Annotated in this window: 24 protein-coding genes; 19 read left to right on the plus strand and 5 right to left on the minus strand. The window is 37.4% G+C overall.

The window, feature by feature from the left end:
- Positions 1-142 precede the first annotated feature (142 nt).
- The 3 genes from yhbH (at position 143) to ABNX05_RS18490 (ending at position 4,110) form a co-directional block, all read left to right on the plus strand.
- On the plus strand, positions 143-1,300 hold the full coding sequence (gene yhbH / locus ABNX05_RS18480; RefSeq protein ID WP_349661055.1) for a sporulation protein YhbH: 1,158 nt from the start codon (positions 143-145) through the stop codon (positions 1,298-1,300).
- A gap of 33 nt (positions 1,301-1,333) precedes the next feature.
- Positions 1,334-2,731: a SpoVR family protein gene (locus ABNX05_RS18485; protein WP_349661109.1), complete on the plus strand. Its 1,398-nt coding sequence runs from the start codon at positions 1,334-1,336 to the stop codon at positions 2,729-2,731.
- A gap of 503 nt (positions 2,732-3,234) precedes the next feature.
- Positions 3,235-4,110, plus strand: a complete 876-nt coding sequence (locus ABNX05_RS18490; RefSeq protein WP_349661110.1) for a radical SAM/SPASM domain-containing protein — start codon at positions 3,235-3,237, stop codon at positions 4,108-4,110.
- Between the two features lie 127 nt (positions 4,111-4,237).
- Here ABNX05_RS18490 and ABNX05_RS18495 read toward each other — a convergent pair whose 3' ends face one another.
- Positions 4,238-4,627: a helix-turn-helix domain-containing protein gene (locus ABNX05_RS18495; RefSeq protein WP_349661056.1), complete on the minus strand. Its 390-nt coding sequence runs from the start codon at positions 4,625-4,627 to the stop codon at positions 4,238-4,240.
- 212 nt (positions 4,628-4,839) lie between these two features.
- On the opposite strand from ABNX05_RS18495, the gene ABNX05_RS18500 reads away from it, so the two are divergent.
- Positions 4,840-5,475, plus strand: a complete 636-nt coding sequence (locus ABNX05_RS18500) for a restriction endonuclease subunit S (RefSeq protein WP_349661057.1) — start codon at positions 4,840-4,842, stop codon at positions 5,473-5,475.
- 70 nt (positions 5,476-5,545) lie between these two features.
- Here the strand turns inward: ABNX05_RS18500 and ABNX05_RS18505 are convergent, their stop codons facing one another.
- Positions 5,546-7,219, minus strand: coding sequence for a ribonuclease J (locus ABNX05_RS18505; RefSeq protein ID WP_349661058.1), 1,674 nt, complete (start codon positions 7,217-7,219; stop codon positions 5,546-5,548).
- 171 nt (positions 7,220-7,390) lie between these two features.
- On the opposite strand from ABNX05_RS18505, the gene ABNX05_RS18510 reads away from it, so the two are divergent.
- On the plus strand, positions 7,391-8,155 hold the full coding sequence (locus ABNX05_RS18510; RefSeq protein ID WP_349661059.1) for a DUF2935 domain-containing protein: 765 nt from the start codon (positions 7,391-7,393) through the stop codon (positions 8,153-8,155).
- A gap of 192 nt (positions 8,156-8,347) precedes the next feature.
- Here the strand turns inward: ABNX05_RS18510 and ABNX05_RS18515 are convergent, their stop codons facing one another.
- Positions 8,348-8,842, minus strand: a complete 495-nt coding sequence (locus ABNX05_RS18515) for a L,D-transpeptidase family protein (protein ID WP_349661060.1) — start codon at positions 8,840-8,842, stop codon at positions 8,348-8,350.
- A gap of 149 nt (positions 8,843-8,991) precedes the next feature.
- On the opposite strand from ABNX05_RS18515, the gene ABNX05_RS18520 reads away from it, so the two are divergent.
- The 5 genes from ABNX05_RS18520 to ABNX05_RS18540 all read left to right on the plus strand — a co-directional run bounded on the left by ABNX05_RS18520 (position 8,992) and on the right by ABNX05_RS18540 (position 10,702).
- A complete protein-coding gene (locus ABNX05_RS18520; RefSeq protein ID WP_349661061.1) occupies positions 8,992-9,225 on the plus strand; it encodes a hypothetical protein in 234 nt (77 codons plus the stop codon).
- A gap of 44 nt (positions 9,226-9,269) precedes the next feature.
- Positions 9,270-9,482 carry a YczO family protein gene (locus ABNX05_RS18525; protein ID WP_197143618.1) on the plus strand — a complete coding sequence of 71 codons (213 nt, stop codon included), beginning with the start codon at positions 9,270-9,272 and terminating at the stop codon, positions 9,480-9,482.
- A 15-nt stretch (positions 9,483-9,497) separates the two neighbouring features.
- Positions 9,498-9,695 (plus strand): gamma-type small acid-soluble spore protein, encoded by a 198-nt coding sequence (locus ABNX05_RS18530; RefSeq protein WP_349661062.1) that lies wholly within the window; start codon positions 9,498-9,500, stop codon positions 9,693-9,695.
- 135 nt (positions 9,696-9,830) lie between these two features.
- A complete protein-coding gene (locus tag ABNX05_RS18535; RefSeq protein ID WP_349661063.1) occupies positions 9,831-10,016 on the plus strand; it encodes a cysteine-rich CWC family protein in 186 nt (61 codons plus the stop codon).
- Positions 10,017-10,120: 104 nt separating this feature from the next.
- On the plus strand, positions 10,121-10,702 hold the full coding sequence (locus ABNX05_RS18540; protein ID WP_349661064.1) for a DUF305 domain-containing protein: 582 nt from the start codon (positions 10,121-10,123) through the stop codon (positions 10,700-10,702).
- A 111-nt stretch (positions 10,703-10,813) separates the two neighbouring features.
- On the opposite strand, the gene ABNX05_RS18545 is transcribed toward ABNX05_RS18540, so the two are convergent.
- Complete coding sequence (locus ABNX05_RS18545) at positions 10,814-11,410, minus strand: metallophosphoesterase family protein (protein WP_349661065.1); 597 nt, start codon at positions 11,408-11,410, stop codon at positions 10,814-10,816.
- Between the two features lie 468 nt (positions 11,411-11,878).
- On the opposite strand from ABNX05_RS18545, the gene ABNX05_RS18550 reads away from it, so the two are divergent.
- From ABNX05_RS18550 to ABNX05_RS18580, 7 genes are all read left to right on the plus strand, one after another.
- On the plus strand, positions 11,879-13,381 hold the full coding sequence (locus tag ABNX05_RS18550) for a class I adenylate-forming enzyme family protein (protein ID WP_349661111.1): 1,503 nt from the start codon (positions 11,879-11,881) through the stop codon (positions 13,379-13,381).
- A gap of 363 nt (positions 13,382-13,744) precedes the next feature.
- The gene (locus tag ABNX05_RS18555; protein ID WP_349661066.1) at positions 13,745-14,683 is read left to right on the plus strand and encodes a C39 family peptidase; all 939 of its coding nucleotides are present in this window, start codon (positions 13,745-13,747) and stop codon (positions 14,681-14,683) included.
- A gap of 193 nt (positions 14,684-14,876) precedes the next feature.
- Positions 14,877-16,106 (plus strand): carboxylate--amine ligase, encoded by a 1,230-nt coding sequence (locus ABNX05_RS18560; protein WP_349661067.1) that lies wholly within the window; start codon positions 14,877-14,879, stop codon positions 16,104-16,106.
- Positions 16,106-16,807, plus strand: a complete 702-nt coding sequence (cuyB, locus tag ABNX05_RS18565; RefSeq protein WP_349661068.1) for a cysteate racemase — start codon at positions 16,106-16,108, stop codon at positions 16,805-16,807. The genes ABNX05_RS18560 and cuyB overlap by 1 nt, the downstream gene beginning before the upstream one ends.
- A 261-nt stretch (positions 16,808-17,068) precedes the next feature.
- Positions 17,069-18,217, plus strand: a complete 1,149-nt coding sequence (locus tag ABNX05_RS18570; protein ID WP_349661069.1) for a DEAD/DEAH box helicase — start codon at positions 17,069-17,071, stop codon at positions 18,215-18,217.
- 1 nt (position 18,218) lies between these two features.
- Positions 18,219-19,448 carry an aminopeptidase gene (locus ABNX05_RS18575; RefSeq protein WP_349661070.1) on the plus strand — a complete coding sequence of 410 codons (1,230 nt, stop codon included), beginning with the start codon at positions 18,219-18,221 and terminating at the stop codon, positions 19,446-19,448.
- A 30-nt stretch (positions 19,449-19,478) separates the two neighbouring features.
- On the plus strand, positions 19,479-20,399 hold the full coding sequence (locus ABNX05_RS18580) for an SGNH/GDSL hydrolase family protein (protein WP_349661071.1): 921 nt from the start codon (positions 19,479-19,481) through the stop codon (positions 20,397-20,399).
- Here the strand turns inward: ABNX05_RS18580 and ABNX05_RS18585 are convergent.
- A complete protein-coding gene (locus tag ABNX05_RS18585) occupies positions 20,383-20,640 on the minus strand; it encodes a hypothetical protein (protein ID WP_349661072.1) in 258 nt (85 codons plus the stop codon). The genes ABNX05_RS18580 and ABNX05_RS18585 overlap by 17 nt on opposite strands.
- Positions 20,641-20,739: 99 nt before the next feature.
- Here ABNX05_RS18585 and ABNX05_RS18590 point away from each other — a divergent pair, with 99 nt between their 5' ends.
- Both ABNX05_RS18590 and ABNX05_RS18595 read left to right on the plus strand, forming a co-directional pair.
- Positions 20,740-21,897 (plus strand): exonuclease SbcCD subunit D, encoded by a 1,158-nt coding sequence (locus tag ABNX05_RS18590; RefSeq protein WP_349661073.1) that lies wholly within the window; start codon positions 20,740-20,742, stop codon positions 21,895-21,897.
- Positions 21,894-24,974, plus strand: a complete 3,081-nt coding sequence (locus ABNX05_RS18595) for an AAA family ATPase (protein WP_349661074.1) — start codon at positions 21,894-21,896, stop codon at positions 24,972-24,974. The genes ABNX05_RS18590 and ABNX05_RS18595 overlap by 4 nt, the downstream gene beginning before the upstream one ends.
- The last annotated feature ends 33 nt before the right edge of the window (positions 24,975-25,007 follow it).

The following is a 25,007-nucleotide window of genomic DNA, read 5'->3' on the forward strand; positions in this document are numbered from 1 at the left end:
GCGAAATTGATCTTCATTCACTTAGTTTTTGCCATAGGTGAAGTAACCACGAAGTGTAATTGATTTTTCTAAAAAAGTTCAAGAAAGTGAATCACTAGCATAGTATAGAAAAACCGAATTTGATAGATGGGTGAGGATAAAAATGACTGAAAACGAAAATAAACGTTTTGCCATTTCTCAGGAAAATTGGTCCCTCCATCGTAAAGGGCACCAGGACCAGCAACGGCATATGGAAAAAGTAAAAGATGCTATTAAAAATAATTTACCTGATTTAGTTAGTGAAGAAAGTATTGTCATGTCCAATGGTCGCGAAGTTATAAAAATCCCTATACGCTCACTTGATGAATATAAAATTCGATATAACTATGATAACTCCAAGCATGTTGGGCAAGGGCAAGGAGACAGTAATGTAGGTGATGTGGTTGCGCGTGATGCTAGCAAAGGCAATCAGGCTAATGGTAAAGGAAAAGAAGCTGGTGACAAGCCAGGCCATGATTATTATGAAGCTGAAGTAAGTATTGAAGAGGTTCAAAATGTGTTATTTAACGAGCTTGAGCTACCGAACCTACAGCAAAAAGAAAAAGCGGATATTAAAACGGAAAAAATCGAGTTTAACGATATTCGAAAAAAAGGTTTAATGGGAAATGTCGATAAAAAGCGCACAATCCTTAATGCGCTAAAGCGTAATGCGATGAAAGGAAAACCAGAAATTACGCCGATTCATAATGATGATTTGCGTTTTAAAACGTGGGATGAAGTGGAAAAACCTGAATCGAAGGCAGTAGTTCTTGCCATGATGGATACAAGTGGCTCGATGGGTTCCTTTGAAAAATATTGTGCTAGGAGCTTCTTCTTTTGGATGACAAAATTTTTGCGCTCCAAGTATGAAACCGTGGAAATTGAGTTTATTGCACATCATACAGAGGCAAAAGTTGTGACAGAGGAAGAATTTTTCACAAAGGGAGAAAGTGGAGGAACGATTTGTTCATCTGCTTATATAAAGGCATTGGAGTTAATTCGGGAAAAGTATAATCCTTCTCGCTACAATATTTATCCAGTACATTTTTCAGATGGTGAAAATATATCAATGGATAATGAAAAGTGCTTGAAGCTAGTGGGAGAGTTGATGGAAGTATCGAGCATGTTTGGATATGGGGAAGTCAATCAGCATAATCGCTTCTCTACACTTATGTACACCTATAAAAAAGTAGATGATCCTAAGTTTAGGTATCATATTTTGAGAAAAAAAGGCGATGTATACGATGCCCTAAAGAGCTTTTTCAAAAAAAGTGAATCATAAACCATGTTCAAAGGAGGGGACTAAAAAGTGGAGATGAAAGAGCTTGAACGAGCGATTGATGAAATTACAGAAATTGCCTCAAGCTTTGGCTTAGATTTCTTTCCGATGCGTTATGAAATTTGTCCGGCAGATATTATTTATACGTTTGGCGCATATGGTATGCCTACTCGATTTTCACATTGGAGCTTCGGTAAACAATTCCATAAAATGAAGCTTCAATATGATTTAGGGCTAAGTCAAATTTATGAGCTAGTGATTAACTCAAACCCATGTTATGCATTTTTACTTGATACAAATACGTTAACACAAAATAAATTAATTATTGCGCATGTATTGGCGCACTGCGATTTCTTTAAAAATAATGTACGCTTCTCCAATACTAGAAGAGATATGGTGGAGAGCATGACGGCAACAGCTGAAAGGATAGCTGGTTATGAAAGAGAATATGGAAAGGAGGAAGTCGAGCAGTTTTTAGATGCGATTTTAGCGATTCAGGAGCATATCGACCCATCCCTTTTACGACCAAAATTGGCTTGGAATACGGATGATGAATTTGAAGAGGAGATTTCTCAATCAAAATCGCCGTATGATGATTTATGGAATTTAGATGACAAGGAAAAAGAGTATAAATCAATCAGGCGAAAAATAAAGCACTTCCCCCCAAAACCAGAAAAAGATTTATTGCTATTTTTAGAGGAGCATAGTCGAGAGCTCGAGGACTGGCAGCGAGATATATTAACGATGATGCGTGAGGAAATGCTTTATTTTTGGCCACAATTAGAGACAAAAATTATGAATGAGGGTTGGGCTTCCTTTTGGCATCAACGTATAATGCGTGAGCTCAAGCTAACAACAGCTGAAACAATTGAGTATGCGAAATTAAATGCAGGTGTTGTACAGCCTTCAAAAACAACGATTAATCCTTATTACCTTGGTGTGAAAATTTTCGAGGATATTGAAAACCGCTATAATAATCCAACAGAAGAGATGAGAAAACTAGGCGTTCAACCTAACTCAGGTCGAGAGAAAATGTTTGAGGTAAGAGAGATAGAGTCGGACATATCCTTTATACGCAACTATTTAACGAAGGATTTAGCAAAACGAGAGGATCTTTATTTGTTCCAGAAAAAGGGGAATGAATACCGTATTACTGATAAGGATCATGAAATGGTACGTGATCAGCTCGTATCGATGCGTGTAAACGGGGGATTCCCGTATATCGTCGTTAAAAATGGCGATTACCTTCGCAATGGAGAACTCTATTTATCGCATGGTTTTGAGGGAATAGAGCTTGATCCGCACTATTTAGAGAACGTTTTGCCATATATTTATCAGCTATGGGGTCGTCCTGTTCATTTAGAAACATATGTGGATGGAAAGCCAATGCTTTACTCATATGATGGAACAAAAAATTATAAGCGTAATGTGTAACAAAAAACTTCTATCTGTTGGTATAAAATATTCCAGCAGATAGAAGTTTTAATTTTTGACAGAGCGCTTCCCAGGGGGCGACAGAAGTTTTGGCGCTGATCCCCAAGGAGTCGCCCAGCCGTAACGAAGATCAACTTATAACAATTATGGTGCTTTGCCCTAATAAACTTTATTCGTTTTTATCTTCATCTAACAATGGAGGGGATTCATTTTCATCTTCACCACTTTCACTATGATTCTTCAGCCCTTTGCTCAACATGGATATCTGTATTGCCAATGTTAATAGTAATTTGATTTTTTGAAGGATCTTTTAAACGTTTATTATCACCTTTATAGTTAGACATAGCCTTCATCTCCATTATTTCATCATTACTATTAGTTATTAATTTTTCTCAAGTTTACTTAATGTGAGGGGATGGAGACTGAAAAACTGTTCCTTATCGTAAAATTTGTTAAAATGAATAGGATTTGAATATATGAAGAACTGGAACGGTGAATCAACGTTGAGAACATTTAAAAAGGTTTATATAGAAATAACGAGTGTCTGTAATTTAGCATGTAGCTTTTGTCCTCCAACTGCTCGTGCAAAGGGACTTATTAAAGTAGAACAATTTAATAAAATATTAGATGAAATACGACCTCATACGAAATATATTTATTTGCACGTAAAAGGAGAGCCGCTTTTACACCCGCGTATTGATCAGTTGCTTGACGCAGCGCATGAGAAAGGTTTTAAAGTTAATATTACAACGAACGGTACACTGATTAAAAAGAATCGTGAAAAGATATTGGGGAAACCAGCATTACGCCAAATCAATTTTTCATTGCATAGTTTCGACGGTCATGAGGGATCGGAAAATCGTGAGAAATACTTAGGGGATATATTAGACTTTGTGCGTGATTCAAAAGACTATAATACGATTATTTCATATCGTTTATGGAATTTACAAAAGGATAATGTGACAGATATTGCGGCACGAAGAAATCGAGAAACACTCGAAATTCTAGAAAATGAATATAATCTGGATTATCGCATCGAAGAAAAAGTACAGCCTGGTAAAGGTGTAAAGATTGCTAATAATATTTATTTAAATCAGGATCATGAATTTAAGTGGCCAAGCTTATTGGAGTCTGAGGATGAAGGAAAAGGCTTTTGCCATGCGCTTAGAAGTCAAGCTGCTATTTTAGTGGATGGTACAGTAGTGCCTTGCTGTCTTGACGGTGAGGGTGTCATTAATTTGGGGAATGTGAACGAGAAATCCTTCACAGACATTGTTCAAGGAGAACGTGCAAATAATATTGTCGAAGGATTTTCACGTAGAGAAGCAGTTGAAGAGCTATGTAGAAAATGCGGCTATCGCCAAAAATTTGGAATGTAATAAATAGATCCATTTGGTTTCAGACTAAATGGATTTTTTTGTATAGTGGATTTTACTCTATTCAAGCAAATAGAAAACGAGTGATTCCACAGCAATTAAATTATAGTTCGCTAAAATAGCTCCAACGTTATTGATTATTGGAGCTATTTTTCTTTGATTGTGAATCAATAGTATTTAAAAAATCATTCGTAATACGTACTACATATTTCACTTCGTCTAAATTGCGCTCCCTTAAAACTGATCGATGTATGTCAAGCACAATGTTCTTTTCTTCAATATCAGTGACACCAGATAATTTTTGAAAATTAAAAAGCTCCTCAGGTGCAATATCTAATGCTTTCATTAGCGTTTCTAAAGTGCTTAATGTGATATTAGATTGTCCGTGTTCAATGTTTGAGATTCGTCCTTTACTAAAACCTAGTTTCCCCGTTTTTTCTGCTACTTCTTCCTGACTAAGCCCCTTGGAAACTCTAATAATACGGAGTTGTTCACCTACTAGCTTTAAAAAGTCTGACATATGATTCACCTCTATGTAAAAAGCTAGTGAAAAACATTAAAAATGCCTATACCATTATAGTGGTATAATAGACAAAATGTTATAGTAAAATGGTACAATGGTTAGTAGGGATTTTTATTATGAGAAAAGACTTGTGTAAAACAGTGTGGATGATTCTTCAGTAGCTTGTTTTAGAGTATACCTAATTAAGTGAAGGATTGGAGGATTCAGGCATGGTAAAGCGTTATCGATTAGATGAGGTTGCTAAAATAGAAGAGGGAAAAATAATTCCGAGCAAAAAGTATTTTACAAACATCGGTGTCCCTCTCATTACAGCAGATAATTTAAAAAAGTTAATGCTCGACGGTGATATTGAGCAATTACCAAAAGTTAATATTACCTTTGAAAAACATTGTAAATGTGCACCAGTACCAGCTAAAACCATCATTCTTACTAAGGCTAATTTGAAGGACTCTAATAAATATATATATCAGAGTGAAACTGAACTATATATTGCAAGCGATGTCGTTGCAATTATTCCAAATGAAACAATTATTTTAAGTGATTATTTATTACATTTTCTTAGAGTGTATAAAATGAATAGAGAATGGCAGCATTTGTACCATATACCGATAGATATTCCGATGATAGATATTCAACATAAAATGGTGCAAACTTTAAAAACGATTCAGCTTTTATTAAAAAGTAAAGAGCCATTGCTGACAGTAGTAGAGGGGCTACCGCGGCATTTTGACAATGTTTCTGTGCAAATTGAACATCACTCAAAAAGTTTACATCATGGGTTTCAACAGGCTCAGTATCTTTACAATCATATGTTATATAAAATTTTTAATAGTGAGCATAAATAAATCCATTACAGCCTTAATTTACGGGATAAGAAAAGTCGGTGTTTGGGCTTGTGCCTTTACACCGACTTTTTTAAATTTCAATGATTATAGGTAAAATCATTGGTTTCCTTTTTGTTTGTGAAAATAGATACTGGCCGACAGCTCTTTTGATTTCTCTTTTTAAAACATGTATTTGCTGCTTATTTTCTTCTTGAAGCTCATTTACCGTTTCTTCAACGAGAATATTTACTTTCGTTAAAAGCTCCTCAAAGTCTTTGGCATAAACAAAGCCTCGTGAAATTGTATCTGGTTCTGAAATAAAGGCTCCATCTATTTTATTAAGTGTGATTACGATAACAAGCATGCCGTCTTCAGAAAGCTGTTTACGATCGCGTAAAACTATACCTTCGACTTCACCGATACCGATACCGTCGACATACGTATCCCCTGAAGGGATTTTACGTGTTTGTCTAGCCGTGGAGTTTTCAATATCAACAACATCCCCGTTTTTCATAATAAACGTATGCCCTCTTTTGACACCGACGGATTCAGCTAGTAAACGATGCTGATGTAACATACGGAATTCACCATGAATTGGTATGAAAAATTTAGGTTTCATTAATGTCAGCATTAGTTTTAAATCTTCCTGATGACCATGACCTGAAACGTGCATACCTGTATGACTAGAAGAACCATAAATAACTTTCGCACCTAGCTGGAATAAATTATCAACGATCCGTGAAACACCTTTCTCATTCCCTGGAATAGGGGATGAAGCTAAAATAACTGTGTCATCAGGTAAAATTTTCACTTCGCGATGATTGCCACTTGCTAAGCGAGAGAGTGCAGCTAATGGCTCTCCCTGACTTCCCGTACATAGCACAACAACTTCTTCAGGGGGCAGATATTTCACCTCGCGTGCATCAAGTAACAAATCCTCTGGAACGTCTAAATAGCCTCGTTCAAGTGCGACATCTACAACATTCACCATACTACGGCCGAGCAATGCAAGTTTTCTATTTGTAGCAATCGTTGCATTTACAATTTGCTGTATGCGATTAACATTAGAAGCGAAAGTAGAAATAACGATTTTACGGTCGGCATGTAAAAAAGCATCTTCAATATGATTACCGACAAGCTTCTCGGAAGGCGTTAGACCAGGTCGTTCTGCATTTGTACTTTCAGAAATAAGTAATAGTACACCTTCTGATCCAATCTCGGACATCTTATGAATATCTGCAAACTGATCATTGACAGGCGTTAAATCAAATTTAAAATCGCCAGTGTGTACAACATTTCCTTCAGGTGTATTCATAACGATTCCTAAGCAATCAGGTATACTATGGTTTGTTCTAAAGAAACTAACATCAACCTGTCCAAAATTTAAAGATGAATCGGAATTAATTTCAATTAATTCTGTCTCCCTTAAAAGCTTATGCTCTTTCAACTTTAGCTGGATTAATCCAAGCGTAAAGCGTGTTGCATAAATAGGGACATTTATTTTTTTTAGCAGATAAGGGATACCGCCAATATGATCTTCGTGACCATGTGTCACAATTAACGCTTTTATTTTCTCTTTATTTTCCTGTAAGTACGTAATATCAGGAATGATTAAATCAATGCCTAATAAGCTTTCGTCTGGAAATTTAGCACCACAGTCGATAATTAAAATATCATTCCCATACTGTACTACATACATATTTTTACCAATTTCATTAATGCCACCTAAGGCGAAAATCGATAGTGTATTGTCTTTTGTGGACAAGTATATCCCCTCCTAATTTTCAAGTGTCTTGGATGTCAATGAATTTTTTTTCGCATTATGTAGTATAGCTTTAAGTGTTTCATCCTATACGAAAAGAACATTTGGCAATAATATTAGCTTTTCAAGAAGAATAGAATAGAGCAACGCAGAGAATAAAGGGGATGTGGCAGGTTGTCGAATTACTTACAGCATTCGATGTTTGAACATAGGTTTTGGCTAAGGATATTAAAAGACCATTCTCAATTTATTCATGATTCATTGTATCCATCGGAAACAGAGGATATAAAAAGAGCAAATTCATTTATTCAAAAATTTTCTCAGCTTCTTGCCTATGTAAATTCAATCGATGCCAATAATGCGGTTTCATTTTCTCTTACTGTTGATGAAGCTGTAACGCAATTAAAGCAATTTAAATTTTATATCCTTCGAAAGCAATTATCGGGAAATATTAATATCCATTTATCACCTACCTTTATTAATCACATGGTGAATGAACTAGAGGAATATCAAAATGTACTTAGCTATCTGAAGAAGGGAGAAGTCCCACCAATATTTCATGAGCTACATCATCACTTACTCTGGCTTTTAGATGCTTCAGGGCATGCAGGTATTATTCATGACGATTTGGATAGCATAGAAAGAAGATTGAGACAAAAAAGTACTACCTTTGCCCAACATTTTGAACAGTTTTATTTAAAAGCAGTTGAGCTTACAGGATATTTACGTTCAAATATAGACTCTTTCCCTGCATTAAGTCGCTTTAATCAGGATGTAGATCTCGAAATGAAATTATTCAAAACGTTTTTACGCGAGTTAGAGGAAATGGAGTTAAGTGCAGAAGTATTAGGAACGTTTACAGCTCTAATGGCGGATCATATGCTAAGAGAGGAGCAATACTATTTATCGAAGCTTGCGCAATCTAGAGGTGAAGGTTAATTTGCACTAAAAAAAGTGATGGCAATCTGAGGTTAGGTTTGATTTCAGGTTGCTTTTTTATTCCGAATTCCGATAAATCAGCATATTGTACCGATAAACTTGGAAAACATTCCGATAAATCTACATAATGTTCCGATAAAACTAAAAAACATTCCGAAAAAATTTTAGGAATGTTTTTAGTCTGGAGGCTTTTTATGGATGAATAAAAACGCCAGTGCCAATTGGGACAATACTTGCAAGCTCTTCGACATCCTTATTATGCATACGAATACAGCCACGTGAAACAGCATGACCAATAGAGCTAGGATCATTAGTTCCATGAATACCGTAGTGCTCTTTAGATAAACTCATCCACATTGTTCCAAAAGGTCCACCGGGATTCGGAGCCTTATTAATGATTATAAAATCGCCAGTAGGTGTATCATGTAACATCCTTCCAACCGCAATTGGGTATTGCTTTTGAAGAACATTATCCTTATATAACCGTAGCCATCGATTTTTAGTAGAAATATCTATTCTATAAGGGATCGTATTAGGGTTAGGAAATCCAGGAATAACAATTTGTTGTCCTATATAAAGTACATTCGGATCTATCCCTGGATTAGCAGCAATTATGGACGATAACGGTGTACGATAATTTCTAGCTATTTGGGACAAAGTTTCTCCTACTTTAACTGTATGGATCAAAATCATCACCTCCTATAAAGTGGTTGCTTTACTACAGGTTATGCCGTAGATATAGAAAATACCTTTATATTTTTTCATGAGAATAGCAATTGTAGTTAGTTGGATAGGATAAGCAGTAAACAACCATATCCAGTAATCGAGGAGTTATTATGAAAGAATTTAAAATTACTTATTTTTTTGATGAAATGCATTATGTACGGAGATTTATCCATATAGAATCACAAGAAAAAGCAGAGGCATTAGTTCGAAGTGAACGAGATCAATATATATCTTTTACCGATAGTAGAGGGATGTATCATGAGCTGCATGCAAGACATGTTCGGGTCATTCAAATATCAGAATATCATCGCATCGATAAAAGCTCGAAAACGAAAGGTACATGATTTGTTCAACACTGCACATTCTATAAGTAAAGGAGTGAGCAATGATGGACATAGAAAAAAACATACCACATGAAAAAAAGATGTTTATGAACTTAGCAAGTAAGGATAAACCAGACATGGTGGAATCTGATAATATAAGTATTTTTGATTTACACGAAGATATGCAAACGGTTGATGCTATACCGGTTAGAGAGCTCAATAAAAGAGTAGAACGAGAAGGCGATGAATTGATTGAATTGCAGCCAGATGAATTATAGAAGGTAGGGATTTTCTTGACTGATCATAACGAAGCTCAGTTTACTTCTGCTGGAACGGATATTAATGAAGTAAAAAGACAAAATGCGGAAAGTGGTTTATCTTACAATGAAGTGAAAAAACTGCTAGCCCAAAGCGGTGGGGTTGGTACGGGAAATTATAGTGATACAGATGTTGAAGAAGTAAAGCGAGAGATTCATGGGAAAAACCAATAAAATATTGTGGGGGGAGTATGAAATGAAGTACTCCTCTCTTTTTTGTGCCGTAAAGCTCTCGATTGATATGAAGAAAATCCCTGATTAACGTCTCACTTTATTATAAAATATAAGCACATGTAAGGAGGTGGACGAATGAATGAAAACCGTTGTCCGTTATGTGCGCAAGAAAATCATTGTGGAATAGTAAAGGGACAAAAGGATTGCTGGTGTATGACAGAAAGTTTTCCTAAAGAAATTTTTGAAGCGGTACCTAAAGAGCAATGTATTTGTCAAAAATGCTTGGATACATATAAAAAAGATGAATCATTTAAAACATAAAAATAACTTCAACTGCTGTTACGAAACAATAAAGCTCATTTGGTACAATTGTCTACCGCACAACAACCTATCGGACATATATTACTCTGAAAGGAGTGTGTCTAATGACTAAACCAATTGTACTTAGTAATGTAACAAAGGCATATTTAGAGGAATACGAAAGGATCCTCAATAAAATGATGCAGGGCATGACCTATGTGACAATTACCTGCAGTATTTCAGAAAATTTTATTAAGCAAATATTACCGCATCAAGTAGCTGCTATCAAAATGTCGGAAAATGTTTTACGATATACCACTAATATATTTGTGCAAAATCTCGCATTAGAAATAATAGTGACAAGTACGGAAATTGTTGAATGCCTGGAAGCGATACAAAATAGATGCTGTATCGTACAAAATTCGGAATGTGAATTGTATGAATATATGTGTGCATACAAAGAAATTACCGGGGCTATGTTCCAAGCAATGAGTTTACCACCAGTATCTAATAATATTAATATAAACTTCCTTCGAGAAATGATTGTTCATCATCAGGGAGGCGTTCGACTAGCACAAAATGTTTTAAGGTTCTGTATTTGCCAGGAATTAATACCGATTCTTCACAATATGATTAAAACTATGTGTGATCGTATTTGTGAAATGGAAAAATTACTGGATGCTTTAAAGGATTGCGAAAATTGCTAGTTTGAACACGGAGCTAAAAAACGCTAGGGTCGAAGTCGACTTTAGCGTTTTTTGTGAGTGCTATGTATATTAGCGAAACTGCAGAGTGAGGCTTACTTTGGATAAAAATAATCAATCCTTCTCAACAGATGGAGCGCACATAAATGTTACTGTTCGTTTAGAACTATCGTAGAGACACCATTCACGGTGATCGACAACTGATCCAACATTGATGCCATACTGCTTTTCTTGTAATGAGATGGGTTCGCCAAAACGAATACGAATACGTAACTTTTTATTGCGATGATAAAGACCTGATTCATGACTATGTCCGAAGAAAAGGAGCGATTTTTTGAATGGCGGAAATGTTGGTTGCCACGTCACACTCCATTGAAATTGATGGCCATGCATAAGCGTACCACCATCAATCTCCATTGTTTCAGGTAGTTCTTTAAAACGTTCGATGCCAGTTACACGCGTAATTCGCTCTTCTTGATTGCCACGAATTGAGGGGAATGTTAGCAAACTTTCAAAATCATTTTCCACAATTGCAGCTTTTTGAAGCGGTAAACCCGACATTGTTTGTGCTTTTTTCTTACTTACAGTACATTCGTATAAATCACCTAATCCCAATACTTTTGCATCTTTCGCAGTGTGCTGAATATGGGATAGAACTGCCTTCGTATCTTCTATGTTAGAATGTAAATCTCCTAAAAGTGCGTACAGCATTTTAATCAGGCCTTTCTTAATACTTTTTTCAGCGGGTGTTCAAACACCTGTACCTGTCGCTTTGCTATCGGTACATAAAACATTTGTAGCTGACGCTTTCGGTACATAAACCATTGCACCTGTCGCTACGCTTTCGGTACATAAACCATTGCTGAAAGAAGTTAATCAATATACAAATATCATACACCTAACAGAAATTGATAGAAAAGTAAAATGTTTATGTATATTTAGTTACACATATGTCATATTTTTGTTTATCACTAAAACGTGGAGTTAAATTCAGTTCCTAATGGGGGCCTTCAAGGCTTTCGCTCAGTATCTCAACTTTTTTATGGGGAGAAAAATTGCCAACCTTTTCATAGATTGATAAAATATAATTGTAATTTTCTGAATTTTCATGATGTTTTTTAGTTTATGGCTATTTTGTACGATATGAGGGTAATGAATTAAAGATTTGGGGGGCTTATGATGACGATGTTAATGACAGACATATTACAAATCTATGCTATGCAACAACCAAAAAGGATTGCAACGCTATACGAGGGGACAGAGCTATCCTATAGTGAATTTTATAAAAGTGCAGAAAAATTCGCAGCGTACTTACAAGAGCAAGGCTTTGAAAAAGATGATGTAATTGCATTATATACGCTCAATTCAGATTTATTTTTAATTGCTTATATCGGTGTTCAGTTAGCGGGTTACGTTGTCATGCCCATTAATACAAAATTAGCTGCTCCAGAAGTCGAATATATTTTTAATCATTCAGAAGCTAAAGGACTTATTTATGATGAAAGGTTAGAGGATGTACTTAAAACGATTGCAAATCCGTTTCAACATATTGTAGGGCTCAATGAAATGAAAGACATTATTAAAAACAATCCAGGTCAAAGAAAAGTTATCAAATTGGAGCCTCATGATACTGCTGTTGTTATGTATACTTCTGGCACGACGGGAAAACCAAAAGGCGTTATGCTAACTCATCAAAATATTGTTTCAACTGCGGATATATGGTCGTCCTCAATGGACATGACTAATGAGGATCGTATGTTTATTTGTACGCCTTTATTTCATTGTGCAGGTCTTCATGTATTTGCGATGCCGATGTTTTATAAAGGCGGTACGATTGTTATAGAAGAGGTTTTTTCTTCGTCAAATACATTAGAACAGCTTGCCGCTACAGCTGCGACAATTTTCTTTGGTGTTCCATCGATGTATACAATAATTTTAAACACACCTAATTTTAAGGAACATACATTTAAAAATTTACGTTTATTATGTTACGGGGCGGCACCGATGCCTTATGAGCTTGTTAAGCAAGTGAAAGAGACTTTCCCTAATGTGAAAGTACAAAACCTGTATGGACAAACTGAAAATTCGCCTGCGACCTCTTCCCTTTTAGATGCCGATGCATTGACGAAAATTGGATCAGTAGGAAAACCTTTAGCACAAACAGACGTCCGTGTTGTTGATAGCTTTGGTGAAACTGTACCAACGGGTGAAGTAGGAGAAATATGTGTTAAAGGACCACAGGTAATGAAAGGTTATTTACGTAATCCTGAAGAAACAGCTAGAACAATTAAAGATGGCTGGCTCTATTCAGGAGACTTAGGGCGTTTTGATGAGGAAGGTTATCTCTATATTGTAGATCGTAAAAAGGATATGATCATTCGAGGTGGCGAAAATATTTATCCTATCGAGATAGAAGAGGTGTTATATCAACTGCCGGAAATTTTAGAGGCAGCTGTTGTAGGTTTACCACATGAAATATATGGCGAAGTTCCGAAAGCGTTTGTCGTATTGAAGGAAGGGGAGCCTTCTGATGAAGAGGCGATATTGACGTATTGTCGGACGCAGCTTGCAAAATATAAAGTGCCACATGAAATTGAATTTTTAACTGAACTGCCGCGCAATGCCTCTGGTAAGGTTTTGAAGCATACATTACGACCAAGCGTAAGCAGCACCATAAACTAAGCGTGTAAAGTGAAACTCAAAAGTAGCAAAGCCAATAATACCTTCATTGGGCAATAACCTCATCGGTAAAGTGTGAATGAAGATCAATGATGCCTCGGCCTAATTCCGTAACTTTCGATAAAGGTTTTAGGCCAGTGGCAGTCTTTCGCTATAACAAACACTTATAGCTGACGCTTCGCTTTCGCTACAAAAACATTTGCTGAAAGAGGTTAAAATAGGAACGTCTATGAAATTAGCGTATAATAGAGTCTACGACAATTTGAAATAATAGAGTTGAAGTTATTGTTTTCAAACAAGATAGGAGCGGAATTTGTCTTGTGGACGAGGTATAAACGCCTTTTACTAATAGGTATTATGATCATCATGCTACTTTCGAGTTGCAATTCGTTTTCTCAGCAGGAAACGCAAAACAAAGGATTAACTGTATTAACGGTAGAATTTAATAGTGGTGCACCAATACCTAACCTTTATATAACTGCTACAGATGTAGAGACAGGTGAGGTAATAGAGGATGCGATAGGCTCTGAAGAGGGAGAAGCGAAATTTTCGAAACTTAAAGAGGGACAGGAATATGCGATCGCTGCAACTACACTTGAAAATAGTACGAAAAACGATGGTTATACGACAATCGAACATTTTACATATGATGCGACAAAGCCGTATTATCGATTGCAAACGCATTTTTCAAGAGACGAGCAGGAGCTGGATGTACCAGTTGTTATGCAAAATCCGGAACTACCACATGGATGTGAAATAACATCATTAACAGCTGTATTAAATTATTATGGGTTGGATGTTACGAAGCTGGAAATGGCTGATCGCTATTTACCAAAGCAAACAATAAGCAATGTCAACGGACAACGATTTGGTCCAAACCCAAATCAGGCTTTTGCAGGTAATCCTCGTGATAAAACACACGGTATGTATGTCTTTGCAGCTCCAATTGTCAAAGCAGCAGAGGCAGTAATAGCAGATAAACATGCAGACTTACGAGTGTCAAATAAGAGTGGTTCCACGCAGGACGAAATTTTACAGCTTGTTCGAGAGGGAGTCCCTGTTGTGACATGGGTTACATTGGATTTATCAGAGCCAAAAAGAGATCTAGATAAGGGCTGGGTATATGAAGGTGAAACAGTGCCGCATAAAGCGTATATGAACTTGCATGCTGTTGTTTTAACTGGACATTTAGGCGATAAAGTAGTGGTCATGGACCCATTAAAAGGCTTTGTCACTTATAATGTGGATCAGTTTTTTAAAAGCTATAAAGAGTTAGGTAAACAAGCTGTAGCCGTTCATAAATGATTCAAAGAAGAGGTATAAGGAGTACAAGGAAAGTATGTTACACTTATAAAAAAGACTCATCACCAAGTAAGGATGACATTCGATAAAAAGTCCATTTATATAAGTTGATTGGAGTGGAGGCTGGTAGCCGGAACGGAAATCAACCCCACGTTATGGTGATAAGCCTAAAAAAAGCTAAAGTGAGTTGAGCAGAATGGTCATTGAGCACGCTTTTTTACCGGTTTTATTAGGAGATGAAATGAATGCTTATGGCATGGCAAGAGCATTTTACGAGTCCTATGGCGTTAAACCACTTGCATTAAATCATACGAATATGGAGAAAATACAGCACAGTGATTTATTAACATTTCGTGAAGTTCCAAGACTCCATGTTGAAGATCGTTTTGTCGTGGCGTTAAAGGCAATTGCAGAGGAATTCGCTGGCAAAAAGTTACTTTTATTAGCATGCGATGAATTTTACGTAAAAAAAATTGTGCAACATAAAGAGGAACTAGCAGAGTATTTTGAAGTTCCTTATGTAGATGCAAACCTTGCTCAAGAGTTATTAACACGCGAGAGCATGTATGAACTTTGTGCAAAGTTCGGCTTTCACTATCCGGCAATGCATGTTTGCACCGTCAATGACTATGAGGAACTTGACATCCCTTTTGAATATCCAGTAGTCATTAAACCGCTGAATATGACAAAGTATGCTGCATGTATTTTTACAGGGAAGAAAAAAGTATATATTGCACAAGATAACGACGAAAAGGATGCTATTTTCCACGCCATTTATAAGGAATCTGCATACCGAGATGACATAATGGTACAGCAATATATTCCAGGCGAAGATGCTCATATGTGCGTCGTCAATGCTTATGTTGGGCAAGATAATAAAGTAAAGCTGCTTTCTGTAGGTAACCCGATTCTAGAAGAGCATTCTCCAGAGGGGATTGGTCGCTATGTAGCCATAATGACAGCATATGATCAAGACTTAATGGATCGTGTCAAATTATTTCTAGAGGAGATTCGATTCCAAGGGTTTGCCACGTTTGATATGAAGTATGATGAACGCGACGGTCAATATAAGTTATTAAGTATTGAGTTACATAATGAACTTTCCAATTATTATGTGACAGCAAGTGGCTATAATTTAATGCAATATGTTGCGGATGATTTTATTCGAGGAAGTAAGCAACAGCTAACTTATGTTCAGAATAAGCATCTTTGGACGATTGTGCCAAATGGTGTACTCTTTAAATATGTACAAAATGAACAGCTAGTAATTGAAGCGAAGAGCCTTATTCGCCAAGGAATGGCTACGGATTCCATCTTTAATTATAAGGATATGAATGCGAAGCGTTGGTTGAATATAACGTTAGATAATTTAAGCTTTTATCGCCAATATAAGAAATATTTTAACAACAAAGGTCTGTCAAACTAATGAAAAAACAAACTTTAGGTATAATAGGTGGCGTAGGTCCACTAGCAACGATGTTTATCGGTGAAATGATTGTAAGACGTACGAAGGCATCGAAGGATCAGGAGCATTTACATACAATCATTGATAATGATACGAATATCCCTGATCGTACTGCCTTTATTTTAGATAATACAAAAGAAAATCCTGTACCAGTAATAGTCGCAGATGCTAAAAAGCTTGCTTCTGTTGGGGCAAATATGATTGCTATTCCATGTAATACAGCACATACCTTTTACGATGAGATTGTTGAAGGTTCTCCAGTCCCTGTTTTACATATGATAAGGGAAACAGCAAAGCGTGCCTCTGATTTAGGGGCTGAGCGAGTAGGTATTTTAGCGACAACAGGTACATTGACTTCACGTATGTATCAGGATGCGTTAGAGGAATTTGGTATAACACCAGTTGTCCCAGACGATGGGATGAAAGAAAAAGTCATGTCTATTATTTATGATTATGTAAAGGCTGGGAAAGATGTCACTCAAGAGGATTGGCAACCGATAGAAGAGGCAATGCTTGCGCTTAATTGTGATCGTATCGTATTAGGATGTACAGAATTATCTATCGTCAATCGAGATTTAAAATTAAGTGATACCTATATCGACTCATTAATTGTTTTAGCAGAGCGTGCTATAGAAGCATGTGGCTATGAAATAGTAGATTAACAATTAAATAAAACAAATAAAAATCTGCTCACTCTTCGCGGGTAAGCTGTAAACCTTCAAAGAAGCTCCGGTGTCTATGAGGGCTTGAAGGCTTACAATTCCCGTGCATGAATCGGGCAGATTTTTTTCGCATTATTGTGCAAGAAGACGCCCATCTCAAAATTCGTTAGGTGAGATTATAAAATGGTTTATGTACATATGAAGTAGGAAAATGATTAGTGTGTTAAACTAGTGTCAAGTAGATAGAAGGTGGGAAATTACATGTCAGTAATAAATTTATTAAATGAAGATTTACAAGCAAAATGGAAATTTGAAGAACCGATGAAAATTCAAGAAGAAATGATTCCAGCAATGCTTGAGGGCAAGGATATTGTAGCTGAATCGCCGACAGGATCGGGGAAGACGTTAGCATATGTACTTCCTTTACTAAATAAAGTAAACGGTTCAAAAAAACAAACACAAGGACTTATCGTAGCCCCGTCACAGGAGCTAGCAATGCAAATTGTAGAGGTTATCCGTGAATGGACAGCAGGTTCTGATATTTCGGTTCAGCAACTAATTGGTGGTGCAAACTCTGCACGTCAAATCGAAAAGTTAAAGAAAAAACCGACGATCGTTGTAGGAACACCAGGCCGATTAAATGAATTAGCACGTGCTGGAAAATTAAAGCTAAAAGAAATTGAAACAGTTATTTTAGATGAATGTGATCAATTACTTAGTCGTGAATATCGCGTTGTCGTAAAATCCTTTATCGAAGGTTCAGCATTTGGGCGACAAGTAGTTGTTGTTTCAGCAACAATTACCGAGGAAATTGAATTAGTAGCTAGTCGCATGATGTTCGAGCCAGTACGCTTCAAAATTAAACCTGAAGATATGCTAAAGGTTGGTAAAGTTGTACACTCATTCGTGAAAGTAGAGGAGCGAGATAAAACTGATTTCCTACGTCGACTATCACATACTGAAGGATTACGTGCACTAGCTTTCGTTAACAATATAGATCAATTGCTGATGAAGGAAACGAAATTACAATACCGTGCCGCACCGATTGTGACATTACACTCTGACATGAAAAAAGAAGAACGTAAAAAGACATTAGATGCATTCCGTAAAGGAGATGCGCGTATTTTAATTGCTACAGATATTGCTGCACGTGGTTTAGATATTGCAGGTTTAACACATGTTATTCATGTTGATGTTCCAAGAACAATTGAGCAGTATTTACATCGTTCTGGCCGTACAGGTCGTGCTGGAGCAGATGGCGAAGTATTAACGTTATTATCATATCGTGATGAAAAAACATATAAAAAATGGACTAGAGAAATTCCTGGGAAACCTGTACAGAAAGTATGGCATGAAGGCAAGATAGTGGAGGGCAATTCAAAAACAATTGGACAAAAGCGAGGTAAATAATATGACTTTTGAAGAAAAATTACAAGCATATGCAGAACTTGCGGTAAAAGTCGGTGTTAATATTCAACAAGGGCAATATTTATTAATCAATACATCAGTCGATGCATTGGATTTCGCCCGTTTAGTTGTGAAAGAGGCCTATAAAGCTGGGGCAGGACGTGTTCATGTTAACTTAACAGATGATGAGATGGATCGTGCTTACTTTGAACATGCATCAGATGAAGAATTTAATCATTTCCCAGAATGGGTCGTTAAAATGCGTGATGAGGTAATCGAACGTAAAGGGGCATTCTTATTGATTGATGCTGCAGACCCTGATAAATTAACAGGTATTTCAGCAGACCGTTTAGCTACCCACCAAAAGGTATCGGGAGCTGCTCTAAGAAACTATCGTAACGCTATCATGAAGGATTTAATCGCTTGGTCGATTGTAGCCGTTCCTTCACCAAAGTGGGCATCGAAAGTGTTCCCGGACTTAGGAAATGAGGAACAAGTGCCAGCATTATGGGAGGCTATATTTAAGACTGTTCGTATCGGTGAAGGCAATGCTGTTGAAAACTGGCGTGAGCATGTAACAAATTTAGAATCTCGTGCAGACCTTCTGAACAATAAAAAATATGCGAAGCTTCACTATAAAGCGCCAGGTACTGATTTAACAATTGCATTAGCGCCACAGCATAAATGGCTTACTGGAGGTAGTAGAACGCCAGAGGATACGATCTTTATTGCTAATATGCCGACAGAAGAGGTTTATACATTACCGATGAAACAAGGTGTTAATGGCTATGTCAGCAATACAAAACCATTAGCTTATCAAGGGAATATTATCGATGGCTTCAAACTGACATTCGAAGAAGGAAAAATTGTTCAGGCTGAAGCACAGGTAGGCAATGATCTATTACAGGAGCTTATTAATGTGGATGAAGGCTCTTGCTATTTAGGTGAGGTAGCACTTGTACCGCATGAATCACCAATTTCAGCATCGGGAATTTTATATTTTAATACATTATTTGATGAAAATGCATCAAACCATTTAGCGATTGGCGAAGCTTATCCAACTTGCTTAGAAGGTGGAAGAGATTTAGAAAAAGGTCAGCTTGAAGCATTAGGTGCAAATATTTCAGTAACACATGAGGACTTTATGATTGGCAGCGGTGAGATGGACATCGACGGTATTTTACCAGACGGAACTGTAGAGCCAATTTTCCGCAAAGGTAGCTGGGCATTTTAAGTACTTGATGGAAAGAAAGGAGTTGGGCAGATGAGACGATACCTATGCTTTATGGGTACAGTTATACTTACGATGGTATTTAGTGTTTCATCTGCTTTAGCTCAGACTGAAAACTACCTGTCGATTGGAGATTCCTTGGCGGCTGGTCAAACACCTTATCAACAGATTGATGCAGGCTACAGTGATTTAATCGCCATGAAATTAGGAATGACTGGGCAATTGAGCTTCTATACGAAGGAGCTTGCTTTCCCAGGCTATACAACAGCCGACGTTTTGAAACGAGTAAAATCAGAGGGAGCAAGTGACTTATTAGCTAATGCAACACTTATTACTGTTTCGGCAGGCGCCAACGATTTACTGCGGCTAGTGCAAGCAAATCCAACTGCCGGTACATTAGCCTTTTCACAGCTACAAACCGATTATGCATTAAACATTGCCAGAAAAAATATGGAGAAGATTTTAGAAGCGTTAAAAAAGCGAGCACCTAATGCAAAGATTTATGTAATGGGCTATTATTTTGCTTATCCAAATGTTCACCCTTCGCAAAAGGAAGGAACAAATGCACAGCTCGTTAAGCTAAATACGATTTTACAGCAACAGGCAGAGTATGCTGGAGCAGCTTATGTAGACGTATATAATGCTTTTGGGTTAAACGCTAGAAACTTTTTACCCAATCTCTTTGATGTACATCCTAATTTTGAAGGCTATCGCCAAATGGCAAATGCATTTTTACATGAATATAGTGGAAGTAAAGCTCTAGCCATTTCTTCAAACGAATTGCCGAAGCCCAACCCTATTTCATTTGACCAGATTTTAGAACAACTAGTGAAGGCAGAGCAGAAACAAGAGGACAGAGAAAAAGAAAAAACAACTCCTACGGCGCGTGCCCTCCCAAGTTTTAAAGGATATGCTGCTTTTATGGAGAAGGTAAGAGCTAAAGAAATTTTTTAATGTAACAGGGCATTCGACAAGGATGCTCTTTTTTATGTTGAAGATCTATCAAAATATAGGCGACGGAAGGAATCGCCAGAGCGACGGAAAGAATCGTCGGAGTGACGGAAAGAATCGCTGAAGCGACGGAAGGAATCGCCAGAGCGACGGAAGGAATCGCCAGAGCGACGGAAGGAATCATCAGAGCGACGGAAAGAATCGTCGAAGCGACGGAAAGAACCGCCGACACGTCGACTCCCAAATTATGATGGGGAGCCCTATTATAATTTTCAAACTAATAAAAGGAAAAACAAACAATCCAACAGCCATGATAAAATGAAATAGACAGGAGGCGCACAAAATGAAAATATTTCATACAGCAGATTGGCATTTAGGGAAGCTTGTACAAGGCGTCTACATGACCGAGGATCAACATTATATTTTACAGCAATTTAAGCTAGCTATAGATGAAGAGAAACCGGATGTTATCGTTATAGCCGGTGATTTATATGACCGTTCGATGCCCCCGATTGAGGCAGTGAATTTACTAAATGATATTTTGGCGGAAATTGTGCTTGATAAGAAAATTCCTGTGTTAGCAGTTGCCGGGAACCACGATAGTGCAGGTCGATTAAACTTTGGCAGTAGTTTAATGAGTGATAGTGGATTACATATTAAAGGCCAGTTTACGAAAGATCATGCACCAATCGTTTTACATGATGAATATGGTGAAGTACATTTTCATCTCGTACCTTATGCAGAGCCAGCGTCAGTACGGACGATTTTAGAGGATGATTCCATTCGGTCTCATCAAGAGGCGATGGAAAAAATTATTGAATATATTGGGCAAAGTATAGATTCTTCAAAACGTAATGTTTTTGTTGGACATGCTTTTGTGACGAAGTATGGAGAAGTAGAAGCAAATACGAGTGAATCAGAGCGACCTTTATCAATAGGAGGCTCGGATTGCATAAATGCGGCATTGTTTAAGCCTTTTCATTACACTGCACTTGGACATTTGCATAAAGCGCATTTTGTGTTGAATGAAACGATTCGATATGCGGGTTCTCCATTGAAGTATTCATTATCAGAGCACCTACATGAGAAGGGCTTTTTAATAGTTGAGCTAGATGCACAGGGAGAAACAACTGTCACAAAGCGAAAGCTTATACCGAGACGAGATTTACGAGTGGTAGAGGGGATACTGGATGATTTATTGCAATTACCACCAAGTGATGATTATGTATTTGTACGTTTAACAGATACTACGCCAGTAACTTCGCCGATGGAACGTATTCGTACAGTGTTTCCTCATGCGATGCATGTTGAGCGTAAAACAATACGCCAAGAAGTAGCACAAGAAATTCAAGTGGTTGAGACAGAGAAGATAGAAGACATTGATTTATTCCGTTCATTTTTTACAGATATAATAGGTATACAGCCAGATCAAGATACAGAGCGTCTATTTACAGAGATGCTGCAAGAATTATTAGATGAGGAGCGAGAGACAGTAAAATGAAGCCTTTAAAGTTAACGATTACTGCATTCGGTCCATATAAAAATACAGAGGTTATTGATTTTCAACAGCTAGGTGAACATCGTCTATTTGCGATTTCTGGAAAAACAGGTGCAGGGAAAACGACGATTTTTGATGCTATATGCTATGCACTTTACGGATCGGGTAGCGGTGAAGATCGTCAAGATACGGCAATGTTGCGAAGCGGGTTTGCTGATGATGATGTGTATACTGCTGTGGAACTTGTTTTTGAAATGCATGATAGAGTGTATCAAATATTACGTCAGCCAGGTCATATTAAAGAAAAAAACAAAAGTGTTACTGGTAAGAAAATAGAACTGGCTGAAATCAAAGGAGACACACTTGATTATAGTATTGTAGAAAAGCAGCAAACACTTGAGGTAGATAAAAAGCTACAAGAAATAATAGGCCTCACAAAGGATCAGTTTAGTCAAATTGTTATGCTGCCACAAGGTGAATTTCGCAAGTTATTAACTTCAGATTCTACGAATAAAGAAGTTATTTTGCGCAAGATTTTTAAAACAGACCGTTTTGGTGCTATGACAAAAAGACTTGATGCGAAACGCAAAGACGCAGAAAGTGATTTACTGCGCGCGAAGCAATTAAAGGAGCATCTCCTTGGCCAAATTGCTGGGGCTTTGCCACAGCGTTCGTCATCTTTATTTACTTGTATTACTAATAATACCGAGAATATGCATCAGCTAAAGAAGGCTCTGGAAGAAGAGCAGACCTACTATACTGAATGTATACAATTGGAACAGCAGCGTTATAAAGAAGCTTATGCGTATCATCAAAAAGAGCAAGAGTTTTATAGTATGGCGAAAACATTGAATGAGCAATTTGATGAGCAAACGAATCGTCAGAACCGTCTGGAAGCATTGCTACAAGAGCAAGATGTATATAGCGCAAAAGAACGTGAAATTGCATTAGCAGAGAAAGCAGAACGTCTTGTTATACTCGAGCAACAATGTGTCGATTTACGTGCTGAGCAAAATCGTAAAGAACAATCCTGTCAGCAAGCAGTGACAGAGCAACAAAACGCAGAAGCTCAGTTAAAACTAGCACAGGAAAAATTTAATGTTGAAGAGGCGAAGGAACCTGAACGCCAACACGTTCTACAACAGGAGTTGCGGCTACAAGCATTATTACCAACTTTCGAGGCGTATGAGAATAATCTTCAGCAACTGCAAATAGCTGAACAATATGTTACAACAGCCAAGCGAGCTGTAGACGATAATAGTAAAATCGTAGAAACAGGACAAATGCAAGTTCAGCATTTAGCAACAACAATTGAACAATATGAAAAACAACTTGAGCCATATGAAGGTTTTTTAGAACAGTTACCGAAGCTAAAAGAACAAGTATCATACTTAGCGCAAGTTGAAAAATACACTAGAGCAGTTGAAGTGGCAGAGCAGGATGTAGCCACGACTAATGTCCACTATCAAGAAAGTAAGAAAGCTCTTCAAAAGTTGGAGCAACAATGGATTGCGAGTCAGGCAAGTATTTTAGCACAGCAGCTTAAGGATGGAGAGGCTTGCCCAGTGTGCGGTAGTACAACACATCTCGAAACACATCGTGAGCAATTAGAGATGATCGAATTAGCACAGGTGGAAGCTTTGCGAGTAAAGACTACTAATGATGAGCGCAAGTTTTTAGAGAAAGAAGCTCTATTGAATTCTACAAAGCATCTTCTGCAAGAGGCATTAGAACATTTAGAAACGAATGAGATTGATCAATCGAACCAAGCACAAATTGTAGCTTCCTTACAAAATATAGAGCAACAAATTACAATCTTAAAAGTAGTGAGCAATCAATTGTCTGATGTACGTATGCAACAAAAGGATCATCGTGCACGAATGGAGCAGCTACAAGAAAAGCAATTAAAGCTAGAGCAATATTTAGCTGAAAAGACGAAGGAATTGACTAAACAACAAGCAGTTGTAGAAGAGCAGCAAAAACATATTCCAGAAAATCTTACGACGCTACATGCATTGAAGCAGGCAATTGCTCATATAGGTTCTCAAAAGGTTGCCTTACACACTGCGTGGACTATCAGCCAACAAAGTTTGCAAACTGCAAAGGAAGCAGCAAATAATGCTAGAATGACCGTCGAAATATCGAAACAGGCTTTTGAGGAGTTAAAGCTGAAAATGGATGAAAAGCGCGAGCAATTTTCAGTAAGTATGAAGGAAGCCGGCTTTGAAAGCTATGAAGAATTTGCTACTGGAAAGCGTAGCGTGTCGCAAATAGAAGCTTTACGGAAGGCTTGCAGTGATTATGCTATGCAAATCCACACGTTACAGGTACAAATTACTGAGGGAGCGAAGCACCTTAAAGGACAAGAGAAACAAGATTTAACGGCAATGGAAGAAAAATTAGAGGTGCTTCGTGTAACCTATGAGGAAGCCTTTAAAGTATTGCAGCAGATGGAAGGATTTGCGAAAGCTTGCGCAGACTTTATCGAAAAAGTAGAGGAAGCGGAGCTGGAAATACGCTTACTTGAAAAAGAAGCGGGACGAGTAAAAGAACTTTATGCAATGTTAAATGGGCAAAATGCGAAAAAGCTGTCCTTTGAGCGTTATATTCAAATCAATTATTTAGATAAAATTACAGAGGCAGCAAATGTCCGGCTTTATCATTTATCCAACGGTCAATTTGAGCTACGACGTTCAGATCGTTTAGAAAAGCATGCTAAGCAAAGTGGACTTGGGCTAGATGTGTATGATGCCTATACAGACCAATTACGTGATGTAAAAACATTATCAGGGGGAGAAAAGTTTAATGCTTCTTTAAGTCTTGCTCTTGGGATGGCAGATGTCATTCAAAGCTTTCAAGGTAATATCCGTATTGAAACAATGTTTATTGATGAGGGCTTTGGTTCTCTTGATGAAGAGGCATTAAATAAGGCGATTGATACTCTTATTGATTTACAAGATTCTGGACGCATGATTGGCGTCATTTCACACGTTGCAGAGTTAAAAGCTACAATGCCTGCAGTGTTGCATGTTGAAAAAACAATGAACGGACATAGTCAAACATATTTTGAAGTGAAATAAAAAAGAGGCGTATTTCCGATGTGTGGAAATACG

It is taken from the genome of Lysinibacillus zambalensis (assembly GCF_040183165.1).
Lineage (GTDB): Bacteria > Bacillota > Bacilli > Bacillales_A > Planococcaceae > Lysinibacillus > Lysinibacillus zambalensis.